This is a genomic window from Streptococcus sp. 27098_8_109 (genome assembly GCF_041432295.1).
GTDB lineage: Bacteria > Bacillota > Bacilli > Lactobacillales > Streptococcaceae > Streptococcus.
The window spans coordinates 32,129-46,075 of the sequence record NZ_JAPVZJ010000016.1 but is presented as its reverse complement, the minus strand read 5'-3'; the positions used below and the strand labels follow the sequence as shown (position 1 = coordinate 46,075).

At 43.1% G+C, this 13,947-nt stretch carries 6 protein-coding genes; 1 reads left to right on the top strand and 5 read right to left on the bottom strand.

Annotated elements, in window-relative coordinates; translation table 11 throughout:
- Positions 1-3,678: a DNA-directed RNA polymerase subunit beta' gene (rpoC, locus tag O3664_RS07280; protein WP_371613827.1), complete on the bottom strand. Its 3,678-nt coding sequence runs from the start codon at positions 3,676-3,678 to the stop codon at positions 1-3.
- 38 nt (positions 3,679-3,716) lie between these two features.
- Positions 3,717-7,322, bottom strand: a complete 3,606-nt coding sequence (rpoB, locus tag O3664_RS07275; protein ID WP_371613826.1) for a DNA-directed RNA polymerase subunit beta — start codon at positions 7,320-7,322, stop codon at positions 3,717-3,719.
- Between the two features lie 450 nt (positions 7,323-7,772).
- Here rpoB and O3664_RS07270 point away from each other — a divergent pair, with 450 nt between their 5' ends.
- Complete coding sequence (locus O3664_RS07270; RefSeq protein WP_371613825.1) at positions 7,773-11,669, top strand: pullulanase; 3,897 nt, start codon at positions 7,773-7,775, stop codon at positions 11,667-11,669.
- Between the two features lie 75 nt (positions 11,670-11,744).
- On the opposite strand, the gene O3664_RS07265 is transcribed toward O3664_RS07270, so the two are convergent.
- From O3664_RS07265 to O3664_RS07255, 3 genes are read right to left on the bottom strand one after another with little or no spacing between them, the layout of a single operon-like run.
- Positions 11,745-12,509, bottom strand: coding sequence for an amino acid ABC transporter ATP-binding protein (locus O3664_RS07265; protein WP_084947842.1), 765 nt, complete (start codon positions 12,507-12,509; stop codon positions 11,745-11,747).
- A 9-nt stretch (positions 12,510-12,518) separates the two neighbouring features.
- A complete protein-coding gene (locus O3664_RS07260) occupies positions 12,519-13,241 on the bottom strand; it encodes an amino acid ABC transporter permease (RefSeq protein ID WP_033686286.1) in 723 nt (240 codons plus the stop codon).
- Between the two features lie 3 nt (positions 13,242-13,244).
- Positions 13,245-13,937 carry an amino acid ABC transporter permease gene (locus O3664_RS07255; RefSeq protein ID WP_004256697.1) on the bottom strand — a complete coding sequence of 231 codons (693 nt, stop codon included), beginning with the start codon at positions 13,935-13,937 and terminating at the stop codon, positions 13,245-13,247.
- Positions 13,938-13,947: the final 10 nt, after the last annotated feature.

Genomic DNA, 13,947 nt, shown 5'->3' with positions numbered 1-13,947 from the left:
TTATTCTACTGTTTCTTCCACAGTTTCAACGGCAGTATCCACAACTACTTCTGTTGTTTCTTCATTTCCTTCTTCCTCTACTGGAGGATTAAGGTATTCTTCTTCATTGACAGCATGTGGTTCAAGGTTACGGTAACGGGCCATACCAGTACCTGCTGGGATGATCTTACCGATGATAACATTTTCTTTAAGTCCAAGGAGATGATCTTTCTTACCGCGGATAGCTGCATCTGTAAGGACACGAGTTGTTTCCTGGAAGGAAGCCGCTGACAAGAAACTGTTGGTTTCAAGTGAGGCTTTGGTAATTCCCATAAGGACTGGGCGACCTGTCGCTGGAACTCCACCTGCGATAAGGACATCTTTGTTGGCATCTGTAAAGTCATTGATATCCATGAGGGTACCCATGAGAAGATCTGTGTCACCTGGATCCATGACACGGACTTTACGGATCATTTGACGAACCATTACCTCGATGTGTTTGTCACCGATTTCTACCCCTTGACTACGGTAAACTTTTTGTACTTCACCGAGAAGATAAGTCTCAACTGACAAGACATCGCGAACAGCAAGGAGACGTTTCGGTTGGATAGAACCTTCTGTAAGAGCAGCACCACGCGCTACTTGGTCCCCAACTTCAACACGCATACGAGCTGTAAATGGAACGACATATTCACCTTCGCCAGTTTCACCCTTAACAAAGACTTTCTTAGTACGAGTTGATGCATCTTCTTCGATGGCAGTAACTTGTCCTTTAACCTCTGTGATAACCGCTTCCCCTTTAGGGTTGCGGGCTTCAAAGATTTCTTGGACACGAGGAAGACCCTGAGTGATATCGGTATTTGAGGCAACCCCACCCGTGTGGAAGGTACGCATTGTAAGCTGTGTACCAGGTTCCCCGATAGATTGGGCAGCGATTGTTCCAACTGCTTCACCAACTTCAACCGCATCACCAGTCGCCAAGTTGATACCGTAACAGTGACGGCAGACACCATGACGAGTGTTACATGTAAATACGGAACGGATAGTCACTTCTTCCACACCAGCATTGACAATTTCACGCGCCTTGTCTTCTGTAATCAACTCATTTGGACCAATGATCACTGCACCAGTTTCTGGATGTTTAACGGTTTTCTTAGTGTAACGACCGTTGAGACGTTCTTCTAGAGACTCGATCATCTCTTTTCCTTCTGCGATAGAACGGATCAAGAGACCACGGTCAGTTCCACAGTCGTCCTCACGGATGATAACGTCTTGGGCAACGTCAACCAAACGACGAGTCAAGTAACCTGAGTCGGCTGTCTTAAGGGCCGTATCGGTCATACCTTTACGGGCACCGTGAGTTGAGAAGAACATTTCGAGTACTGACAAACCTTCGCGGAAGTTTGAAAGGATTGGCAATTCCATGATACGTCCGTTCGGAGCCGCCATCAGACCACGCATACCGGCAAGCTGTGAGAAGTTTGAGATATTACCACGGGCTCCAGAGTCCATCATCATAACGATTGGGTTCTTAGGATCTTGGTTGGCAATCAAGCGTTTCTCAAGTTTTTCACGGGCAGCACGCCATTCAGCTGTAACGGCATTGTAACGCTCGTCGTCTGTGATCATACCACGACGGAATTGTTTTGTGATTTGTTCTACACGTTTGTGTGATTCTTCAATGATTTCAGCCTTGTCATCAACGACTGGGATATCGGCAATACCCACTGTCAATCCTGCAAGAGTTGAGTGGTGGTAACCGAGGTTCTTCATACGGTCAAGTAGGGCAGAAGTTTCTGTCGTACGGAAACGTTTGAAGATTTCAGCAATGATATTTCCAAGGTTTTTCTTCTTGAATGGAGGGTTAAGTTCAAGATTGCTGATAGCTTCCTTGATATCTCCACCAAGTGGCAAGAAGTATTTAGCTGGAACGCCTTCTGTCAAGTTGGCATTGTTTGGTTCTTGCAAGTATGGTAGACCCTCTGGCATGATGTCGTTGAAAAGGATTTTACCAACTGTTGTAAGCAAGACCTTGTGTTTTTGCTCTTCTGTCCATGGTTTGTTGAGGCTATCTGTTGCAATACCAACACGTGAATGGAGGTGAACATAACCATTACGGTAAGCCATAACCGCTTCGTCACGGTCCTTGAAGACCATTCCTTCACCTTCACGACTAGCTTCTTCCATGGTCAAGTAGTAGTTACCCAAAACCATGTCCTGAGATGGTGTAACAACTGGTTTACCATCTTTCGGGTTCAAGATATGCTCAGCAGCGAGCATCAAGATACGAGCTTCTGCTTGGGCTTCTTCTGAAAGCGGTACGTGGATGGCCATTTGGTCCCCGTCAAAGTCAGCATTGTAGGCTTCACAGACAAGTGGGTGCAAGCGAAGGGCCTTACCATCAATCAAGACTGGCTCGAAGGCTTGGATACCCAAACGGTGAAGGGTCGGTGCGCGGTTCAAAAGCACTGGGTGTTCTTTAATCACTTCTTCAAGAATATCCCAGATACGCTCATCTCCGCGTTCGACCAAGCGTTTAGCCGCTTTGACGTTTTGCACGATATCACGGGCAACAATTTCACGCATCACGAATGGTTTAAAGAGCTCAATAGCCATTTCACGTGGCACACCACATTGGTACATCTTAAGAGTTGGACCAACGGCGATAACGGAACGTCCTGAAAAGTCAACACGTTTACCGAGCAAGTTTTGACGGAAGCGTCCTTGTTTACCTTTAAGCATGTGGCTCAATGATTTAAGAGGACGGCTACCTGGTCCTGTGATTGGACGACCACGACGACCATTGTCAATCAAAGCGTCAACCGCTTCTTGAAGCATACGCTTCTCATTTTGAACAATAATACCTGGTGCATTCAACTCAAGCAAACGAGCCAAACGGTTGTTACGGTTGATAACACGGCGGTAAAGGTCATTCAAGTCAGATGAGGCAAAACGGCCACCATCCAACTGCAACATTGGACGAAGATCTGGTGGAATAACCGGAAGGATGTTGAGAATCATCCATTCAGGTTTGTTTCCAGACTTGTAAAAGGCATCCAAAACATCCAAACGACGGATAGCTTTGACACGTTTTTGTCCAGTAGCTGTTTTCAACTCTTCTTTGAGTTCAGCAATTTCTTTTTCAAGATCTACTTGTTTTAGAAGGTCTTGGATAGCTTCGGCACCCATCTTGGCAACGAATGATCCATAACCATACTCACGCAAGCGCTCACGGTATTCGCGCTCTGTCATGATAGACTTGTGCTCAAGTGGTGTATCCTTAGGATCAATCACCACATAAGCTGCAAAGTAGATAACTTCCTCGAGGGCACGAGGGCTCATATCAAGGGTCAAGCCCATACGGCTTGGAATCCCCTTGAAGTACCAGATGTGAGATACAGGAGCTTTCAACTCAATGTGCCCCATACGCTCACGACGAACTTTTGTACGCGTTACTTCAACCCCACAACGGTCACAAACAATTCCTCTGTAACGAATGCGTTTGTACTTACCACAAGCACATTCCCAGTCTTTTGTAGGACCAAAGATAACTTCATCAAATAGTCCTTCACGTTCTGGTTTCAAGGTACGGTAATTGATTGTTTCAGGTTTTTTGACTTCTCCATAAGACCATGAACGGACTTTGCTTGGAGAAGCTAGGGTGATTTGCATACTTTTAAAACGATTTACATCAACCACTATTTCTTCCCTTTCTATTCTAAGTGAACTGCTTATTCTTATTCAGCAGTTTCTTCTGTTGCTTCCGCTTTTGTTGCTTTCTCAGCTTCTTCAGCTTCAAAGGCTGCTTTAGCCTCTTGTGCTGCTTTTTCGCGGGCTTTTTCAAGGTCATCTACGTGGATGACATCTTCGTCCATTCCTTCATCCAAGTCACGAAGTTCCACTTCTTGATCATCTTCGTCAAGGACTCGCATGTCAAGACCAAGAGATTGCAATTCTTTGACAAGAACTCGGAAGGATTCTGGAACACCTGGTTTTGGAATTGGTTTTCCTTTTGTAATAGCTTCATAAGCTTTCAAACGTCCGTTGATATCGTCAGACTTGTAAGTCAAGATTTCTTGAAGGACATTTGATGCACCGTAGGCTTCAAGAGCCCAAACCTCCATCTCACCGAAACGTTGTCCACCAAACTGAGCTTTACCTCCAAGTGGTTGTTGAGTAACGGTTGAGTAAGGTCCGACTGAACGCGCGTGCAATTTATCATCAACCATGTGGTGGAGTTTGATCATGTACATGACTCCGACAGAAACACGGTTATCAAATGGTTCACCTGTACGTCCATCGTAAAGGATTGTTTTGGCATCGCTATCCATACCAGCTTCTTTAACAGTTGACCAAAGATCTTCAGAACTTGCTCCGTCAAAGACTGGTGTTGCGATGTGAATACCAAGAGTACGAGCTGCCATCCCAAGGTGGAGTTCCATAACCTGACCGATATTCATACGTGATGGCACCCCAAGTGGGTTCAACATGATATCGACTGGAGTTCCATCTGGAAGGTAAGGCATATCTTCTACAGGAACGATACGAGAGACAACCCCTTTATTTCCGTGACGTCCGGCCATCTTATCTCCGACCTTGATCTTACGTTTTTGAGCGATGTAGACGCGAACCAGCATGTTGACACCTGATTGCAACTCATCTCCATTTGCACGTGTAAAGATCTTAACATCACGAACGACACCATCGGCACCGTGTGGTACACGAAGAGAAGTATCGCGCACTTCACGAGATTTATCTCCGAAGATAGCGTGCAAGAGACGTTCTTCAGCTGAAAGATCTTTCTCACCCTTAGGTGTTACTTTACCTACAAGGATATCACCTTCTTTAACCTCAGCACCGATACGGATAATACCCATTTCGTCAAGGTCTTTAAGGGCATCTTCACCAACGTTTGGAATTTCACGCGTAATTTCTTCAGGCCCGAGCTTTGTATCACGCGTTTCTGATTCGTATTCTTCAAGGTGAACAGATGTGTAGACATCGTCTTTCACCAAGCGTTCGCTCATGATAACGGCATCCTCGAAGTTGTAACCTTCCCAAGTCATGTAGGCAACGATTGGGTTTTGTCCAAGCGCCATTTCCCCATTTTCCATAGAAGGTCCGTCAGCGATAAAGTCGCCTTTTTCAACGACATCGCCAACTTTTACGAGAGTGCGTTGGTTATAGGCAGTACCTGAGTTTGAACGACGGAATTTTTGGATGTGGTAAACATCTAATGAACCATCTTCACGGCGTACTTCTACCTTGTCAGCATCTGCGTAAGTAACTTTACCATCATACTGGGCAATCACAGCCGCTCCAGAATCGTGGGCTGCTTGGTATTCCATACCAGTACCAACGTAAGGTGCTTTAGGATCAATCAACGGCACAGCCTGACGTTGCATGTTGGCTCCCATGAGGGCACGGTTGGAGTCATCGTTTTCCAAGAAAGGAATACATGCTGTCGCAACGGCAACTACCTGTTTTGGTGATACGTCCATGTAGTCAACAACATTAGCTGGATACTCTTGGTTGACCCCTTGGTGACGTCCCATGACAACTTTCTCAGCAAATGTTCCATCTTCATTCAGACGAGAATTAGCCTGTGCTACAGTAAATTCATCTTCTTCATCGGCTGTCAACCAAACGATTTCGTTCGTAACAACACCTGTTTCACGGTCAACTTTACGGTATGGTGTTTGAACAAAACCATATTTGTTCAAGTGTCCGTAAGATGACAAGTTATTGATCAAACCGATGTTAGGTCCTTCAGGTGTCTCGATTGGACACATACGACCGTAGTGAGTGTAGTGCACGTCACGTACTTCATATCCAGCACGGTCACGTGTCAAACCACCAGGCCCCAAGGCTGACAAACGGCGTTTGTGAGACAACTCAGAAAGTGGGTTGTGTTGGTCCATGAACTGTGACAACTGTGATGAACCAAAGAATTCTTTAACCGCAGCTGTTACAGGACGGATATTGATAATTTGTTGTGGTGTCAAGATTTCGTTGTCCTGGACAGACATCCGTTCACGGACATTACGTTCCATACGAGAAAGTCCAAGACGTACTTGGTTAGCAAGCAATTCACCAACCGCACGGATACGACGGTTTCCAAGGTGGTCGATATCATCTACACGGCCAAGCCCTTCAGCCAAGTTGAGGAAGTAGCTCATCTCAGCAAGGATATCTGCAGGAGTGACGATACGAACCTTGTCATCTGGATTAGCATTACCGATGATCGTTACAACACGGTCTGGATCAGTTGGAGCAACAACCTTGAATTTTTGAAGAACAACTGGCTCAGTCACAACCGCTGCATCATTTGGAATGTAAACAATCTTGTTCAAGTCGCCATCTAAATGGCTTTCAATGCTTTCAATCACGCTACGAGTCATGACTGTTCCAGCTTCTACCAAGATTTCGCCTGTTTCAGGGTCTACCAATGGCTCAGCAATAGTTTGGTTAAGCAAGCGTGTTTTAACATTGAGTTTTTTATTGATTTTGTAACGACCGACAGCTGCCAAGTCATAACGACGTGGGTCAAAGAAACGAGCTACAAGCAAGCTACGTGAGCTTTCAGCAGTCTTAGGCTCACCTGGACGAAGGCGTTCGTAAATTTCTTTCAAAGCTTCGTCGGTACGAGAGTCCATTGGATTCTTGTGGATATCTTTTTCAACAGTGTTGCGAACCAATTCGCTATCACCAAAGATATCAAAGATTTCATCATCACCTGAGAAACCAAGCGCACGAACCAATGTTGTAAATGGAATCTTACGAGTACGGTCGATACGAGTGTAGGCAATATCTTTTGAGTCGCTTTCAAGTTCCAACCAAGCTCCACGGTTAGGGATAACAGTTGACCCGTACCCCACTTTACCGTTTTTATCAACTTTATCGTTAAAGTAAACACCTGGTGAGCGGACCAACTGAGATACGATGATACGTTCACCACCATTGATGATGAAAGTACCCATTTCAGTCATGATTGGGAAATCACCAAAGAAAACTTCTTGGGTTTTGATTTCGCCTGTTTCTTTATTGATCAAGCGGAAGGTTACAAAAATTGGTGCTGAGTAGCTAGCATCGTGGATACGAGCTTCTTCTAGCGTGTATTTTGGTTCCTTGATTTCATATCCAACAAATTCCAACTCCATTGTGTCTGTGAAGTTTGAAATTGGCAATACATCTTCAAATACTTCCTTAAGACCATGGTCTAGGAAATCTTTGAATGAGTCAGTTTGAATTTCAATCAAATTTGGTAAGTCAAGAACTTCTTTGATTCTTGAAAAACTACGACGGGTACGATGTTTCCCGTATTGAACGTCATGTCCTGCCAAGATGATTCTCCTTTGTAAATAAGTTCCAAGCCTTGTCAATCAGGCTTTTCTAATCGTCATATGGTTTTAAAAACCCCTATCACCGTGTCCTCTTGATAAATTTTCAGAATCTTTAAGTCTTTGTTACAAGCACTCAAAATCCTGAAAAAAAGCACAAAAAGAGCAGCTAAATCTGACTTCTTCAGAAGATTTAACTGCTGTGAGCCTTGTCTGGACAATATTTCAGACAAAACCTACGACAAATGATTATTCATATTATACCCTATTTAGCTAGATTTTTCAAGGGGATTAACGATTTTTTGACAAAATCTTTTCCTATAAGAAATACTGGCTTAATCGTAACAAAATTTGTTGCGATTTTTTCTTTTATTTTAATTTTAGGAAAACGCTTGCATCTTATTTTACTAAGTGCTATACTGATGATAGAAATTTATTGATTGGAGAATCATTATGAGAAAAATACCATCTCAAACTGAGAAAAAAATGGTCTACAGCATCCGTTCCCTCAAAAATGGAACTGGTTCTGTCCTTATTGGAGCAAGCCTTATTCTGCTTGCCATGGCTACACCAACTATCTCAGCAAACGAAAATACACCAACCACTAACGAACCCAGCAACAGAAATACGACCTCCCTTACTCAACCTCTTACTGATGCAACAAACATCGCTGGCAAGAACGAAAGCGATTTTTCTTCACCCGATAGTGCAAACGCTTCCCTAAAGAAAACAGAAGAAAAACCTGCAACAGAGCCAACTACTCCTGCTGCAACTCCCGCCGATTCAGCCCCACAAACCGGACAAGATCGTTCAAGTGAACCAACTACTTCTACGAGTCCAGTAACGACTGAAACTAAGGCAGAAGAACCAATAGAAGACAACTACTTCCGTATCCATGTCAAAAAGCTTCCTGAAGAAAACAAGGATGCTCAAGGACTATGGACTTGGGACGATGTTGAAAAACCATCTGAAAACTGGCCTAACGGAGCCTTGTCCTTTAAGGATGCCAAAAAAGATGACTATGGCTACTACCTAGATGTCAAATTAAAGGGAGAACAAGCCAAGAAAATTAGCTTCCTCATCAATAATACAGCTGGGAAAAATCTAACCGGCGATAAATCGATAGAAAAACTGGCACCAAATATGAATGAGGCTTGGTTGGACCAAGAACACAAGGTTTTCTCTTACGAGCCACAACCTGCAGGAACTATTCGCGTCAACTACTACCGTACAGATGGCAACTATGACAAGAAATCTCTCTGGTACTGGGGAGATGTGAAAAATCCAAGTAGTGGTGAATGGCCTAACGGAACAGATTTTACGGCTACAGGCAAATATGGTCGCTATATCGATATTCCACTCAAAGATGCAGCTAAAGACCTTGGATTTTTATTACTAGACAGAAACAAACAAGGAGACGATGTGAAAATCCGTAAAGAAGATTATAAGTTCACAGATTTAAAAAATCATAGCCAAATTTTCCTAAAAGACGATGATGAATCGATTTACACAAATCCATACTATGTCCATGATATCCGTATGACAGGAGCCCAACACGTAGGCACTTCTAGCATTGAGAGTAGTTTTTCAACACTTGTCGGTGCTAAAAAAGAGGATATCCTCAAACACTCCAACATCACTAATCACCTAGGAAATAAAGTAGCTATCACCGATGTTGCAATCGATGAAGCTGGTAAGAAAGTGACCTACAGTGGAGATTTCTCGGACACAAAACATCCTTATACCGTGAGCTACAACGCTGACCAATTCACTACCAAAACAAGCTGGCGTCTGAAAGATGAGACTTACAGTTATGATGGCAAACTTGGAGCTGACCTAAAAGAAGAAGGAAAACAAGTTGATTTAACCCTTTGGTCACCAAGTGCTGACAAGGTTTCTGTCGTTGTCTACGACAAGAATAACCCTGAAAAAGTGGTTGGAACTGTCGCTCTTGAAAAAGGGGAAAGAGGAACTTGGAAACAAACTCTAGATAGCACAAACAAACTCGGAATCACAGATTTCACTGGATACTATTATCAATACCAAATCGAACGTCAAGGTAAAACTGTTCTTGCACTCGATCCTTACGCTAAGTCCCTCGCTGCTTGGAATAGTGACGATGCTAAGATTGACGATGCCCATAAAGTGGCTAAAGCCGCCTTTGTAGATCCAGCCAAACTCGGACCTCAAGACTTGACTTATGGTAAGATTCACAATTTCAAGACTCGTGAAGATGCCGTTATCTACGAAGCTCATGTGCGTGACTTTACTTCAGATCCTGCCATTGCAAAAGACTTAACCAAACCATTTGGTACCTTTGAAGCATTTATTGAAAAACTAGACTATCTCAAAGACTTGGGTGTAACCCACATCCAGCTCCTTCCAGTCTTGTCTTACTACTTTGTCAATGAATTGAAAAACCATGAACGCTTGTCTGACTATGCTTCAAGCAACAGCAACTATAACTGGGGATATGATCCTCAAAACTACTTCTCCTTGACTGGTATGTATTCAAGCGATCCTAAAAATCCAGAAAAACGAATCGCAGAATTTAAAAACCTCATCAACGAGATCCACAAACGTGGTATGGGAGCTATCCTAGATGTAGTGTATAACCATACAGCCAAGGTCGATATCTTTGAAGATTTAGAGCCAAACTACTACCACTTTATGGATGCTGATGGGACACCTCGCACTAGCTTTGGTGGTGGACGCTTGGGGACAACCCACCATATGACCAAACGACTCCTAGTTGACTCTATCAAATATCTAGTTGATACCTACAAAGTGGATGGATTCCGCTTCGATATGATGGGAGACCATGATGCAGCTTCTATTGAAGAAGCGTACAAGGCCGCACGCGCCCTCAATCCACACTTAATCATGCTTGGTGAAGGTTGGAGAACCTATGCAGGTGATGAGAACATGCCTACTAAAGCTGCTGACCAAGATTGGATGAAACATACCGATACAGTCGCTGTCTTTTCAGATGACATTCGTAACAACCTCAAGTCTGGTTATCCAAACGAAGGTCAACCTGCCTTTATCACAGGTGGCAAGCGTGATATCAACACCATCTTCAAAAATATCATTGCTCAACCAACCAACTTTGAAGCTGACAGCCCTGGAGATGTCATCCAATACATCGCAGCCCATGATAACTTGACCCTCTTTGACATCATCGCCCAGTCTATCAAAAAAGACCCAAGCAAGGCTGAGAACTATGCTGAAATCCACCGTCGTTTGCGACTTGGAAACCTCATGGTCTTGACATCTCAAGGAACTCCGTTTATCCACTCTGGTCAGGAATACGGACGTACTAAACAATTCCGTGACCCAGCCTACAAGACTCCAGTATCGGAGGATAAGGTTCCAAACAAATCTCACTTGTTGCGTGATAAGGACGGCAATCCATTTGACTATCCTTACTTCATCCATGACTCTTACGATTCGAGTGATGCTATTAACAAGTTTGACTGGACTAAGGCTACAGATGGAGAAGCCTATCCTGAAAATGTCAAGAGCCATGACTATATGAAAGGGTTGATTGCCCTTCGTCAATCTACAGACGCCTTCCGACTTAAGAGTCTCCAAGATATCAAAGACCGTGTCCACCTCATCACTGTCCCAGGCCAAAATGGTGTGGCAAAAGAGGACGTAGTAATTGGCTACCAAATCACTGCTCCAAATGGAGACATCTACGCAGTCTTTGTCAATGCGGACGAAAAAGCTCGCGAATTTAATTTGGGAACTGCCTTTGCCCACCTCAGAAATGCTGAAGTTTTAGCAGATGAAAACCAAGCAGGGCCAGTAGGAATTGCCAACCCGAAAGGACTCGAATGGACTGAAAAAGGCTTGAAATTAAATGCCCTTACAGCTACTGTTCTTAGAATCTCTCAAGGCGGTGCCATCGTTGCCCCAGCTGTGGAAGAAAAACCAGAATTTGACCTTTCTAGCTTAAAACAAGAACAAGGGCAATATAATATCCAAGACAATATGTCAAACCGAGTCGTCAAACCGGAACAGCAAACTCCAGCTCCACAAACTAAACCTGATTCTGCAAAACCAGATGCAAAAGTAGCTGATGCAGAAAATAAACCTAGCCAAGCTACAGCTGATTCACAAGCTGAACAACCAGCACAAGAAGCACAAGCATCATCTGTAAGTGAAGCTGTTCAAAACGAATCAGTAGAAAACCCTAGCAAGGAAAATATACCTGCGCCTCTAGCTAAACAAGCTGAACTTCCAAATACAGGAACCAAAAACGATCACAAACTCCTGTTTGCAGGAATTAGTCTCCTTGCCCTTCTCGGTCTCGGGTTCTTACTAAAAAACAAAAAAGAGAACTAAACTAGCCCTCCTATAGAAAAATCCCCCAGGCCTTAACGCTCGGGGGATTGATTTTTGCCCTGATAAGCCTATCTATCAAATCATATATTCTACACTATAGGTCGCATCCGAAAGAATTCGTGCCAAAAATTGCTTGGTTCGTTCTTCCTGTGGGCGACTAAAGAAATCATGGGCATTATTTTCTTCAACAATTTTCCCGCCATCCATAAAAATGACATGATTGGCTACATCTCTAGCAAAACCCATCTCATGTGTCACTACTACCATAGTAACTCCTTCTTTAGCTAACTGTTTTAAAACATCTAAAACATCCCCTACCAACTCTGGATCCAAGGCCGATGTCGGCTCATCTAATAAAATGACCTCTGGTTTCACAGCGATGGCACGGGCAATACCGATTCGTTGTTGCTGACCTCCAGAAAGCTGAGAAGGATAATAATCTTTATAAGCTAGTAAACCAACCTTTTCTAAGGCAACTTCCGCACGTTTAGTTGCTTCTTCCTTAGGAATTTTCCGAGCAATCACCAGGCCCTCCAAAATATTTTCCAAGGCCGTTTTATTAGCAAATAAATTATAATGTTGAAAAACAAAGGCGGTCTTCTGGCGAATTTCTAAAATATCTTTTTTGGTCAATTTGCCAAGATCGTAGTCTTTGTCAGCAAGCTTCAAAGAGCCACTATCGGCTTTTTCTAAATGATTGAGACATCTGAGAAAAGTCGTTTTACCTGATCCAGATGGCCCCAATATTACAACCACATCCCCTTGGTTGACCTTGAGATTAACATCTTCTAAGACTTGTCTGTCTCCAAATTTTTTTGCAACATGTTCTACTTGTAACATTGTCTCCTCCTATGCTAAACCTGTACGGGGCACTACTTGTCCCTGTTCTCTTCGAATATAGCGTTTCTCTAAGATTGAAAAGCCCCATTGAATCAATCCGCAAATAAGAATGTACTGTAAAAAGATCACAAAATAGGATTCAAAATACTGATAACCATAAGATGCTTCAACACGGGCAATAGCTGTAATATCCTTAATGGTCATCACAAAGACCAAAGAGGTTCCTTTTACAATATTTATAACTAGATTAGCCAGATTGGGCAGGGCTGATCGCAAGGCCTGTGGAAAAATAATCCTCACATAAGCTTGACTAGTGGTTAAGCCAATCGCTTGTGCAGCTTCTAATTGTCCCTTATCCACAGTCAAAATAGCCGAACGTAAGATTTCTGATAAACTACCTGTCGTCATCAAACTATAGATAATAAAAGCATAATAGATCGGATTGAGTTTAAAGATATCAACATCACTTCCTATGCTTTTGAGAAATTGATTGAGCAAACTCGGAAACAAACTATAAAAGAAAAGAATCAGCAAAATCGGAGGTGTTGCTCTTATAAAAGCTAGATACACGAGAGAGAAAGTTCGAACACCTTTGACTTTATATATTTGTCCCAGAGCTAAAAACAAGGCTGGTAGAAAACTTAAGACCATGGCTACAATCATGATAATCAAGGTGGTCGGTACCCCTTTTAAGGTCTCTAAAAAGGTTTTTGCAATATAGTCTAAATCCATATCCTATCTCCCTTTCGTTTCCAAAGATTTTTCTAACAAGCGACTCAAGAAGGAAACAGCTAAGGCTACACCCCAATAAAGAATGGCAACCGCTGTATAGGTTTCAAGAGAGTAATTCCCCAAATTACGACTGATTAAGAGATTCCCAGCCCCCATGACATCCACAAAACCAATCGTATATGCTAGGGCAGCGTCCCGCATCAAATTTAGAATAGCGGTCGTCATATTTGGAAGAGCCACTTGAAAAGCCTGAGGAAAAATGATTCTCCAAAATGTCTGACTAGGGGTCAGACCAATACTGACTCCAGCTTCCATCTGACCTTTGGGAATTGCCTGATAAGAAGCCTTAAATACTTCTGCAATGATAGCCGCAAATAGCAAGACCATGGTGAATAAGACGAAGACCGTCTTAGACCAGTTGTTGATATCTAAATTCAACCACCATTTTAAAAATTCAGGTAAACCATAAAAGACAAGGAATAGTAAAACAATAGGAGGAGTACAGCGAAGAGTGAAAATATAACCCTTAGAAAGACCTGCAAAAGTCTTATCTTCTCCCACTTGAGCCCAAGCCAGTAAGCCACCGAAAAGGGAACCAAGGATTGTAGTAAAAAAGAGAATGGACAAGGTCATCGGAAGAGCCTGCCATAAGGTTGGTAAAAATTGGAACACTCTTGAAAAATCATATGAAACCATATAAACCTCT

What these genes read in the sequence shown, in the direction of transcription:
- O3664_RS07270 (WP_371613825.1), top strand. Translation starts at nt 7,773, where the DNA reads ATGAGAAAAATACCATCTCAAACTGAGAAAAAAATGGTCTACAGCATC.
- O3664_RS07265 (WP_084947842.1), bottom strand. Translation starts at nt 12,509, where the DNA reads ATGTTACAAGTAGAACATGTTGCAAAAAAATTTGGAGACAGACAAGTC.
- O3664_RS07260 (WP_033686286.1), bottom strand. Translation starts at nt 13,241, where the DNA reads ATGGATTTAGACTATATTGCAAAAACCTTTTTAGAGACCTTAAAAGGG.
- O3664_RS07255 (WP_004256697.1), bottom strand. Translation starts at nt 13,937, where the DNA reads ATGGTTTCATATGATTTTTCAAGAGTGTTCCAATTTTTACCAACCTTA.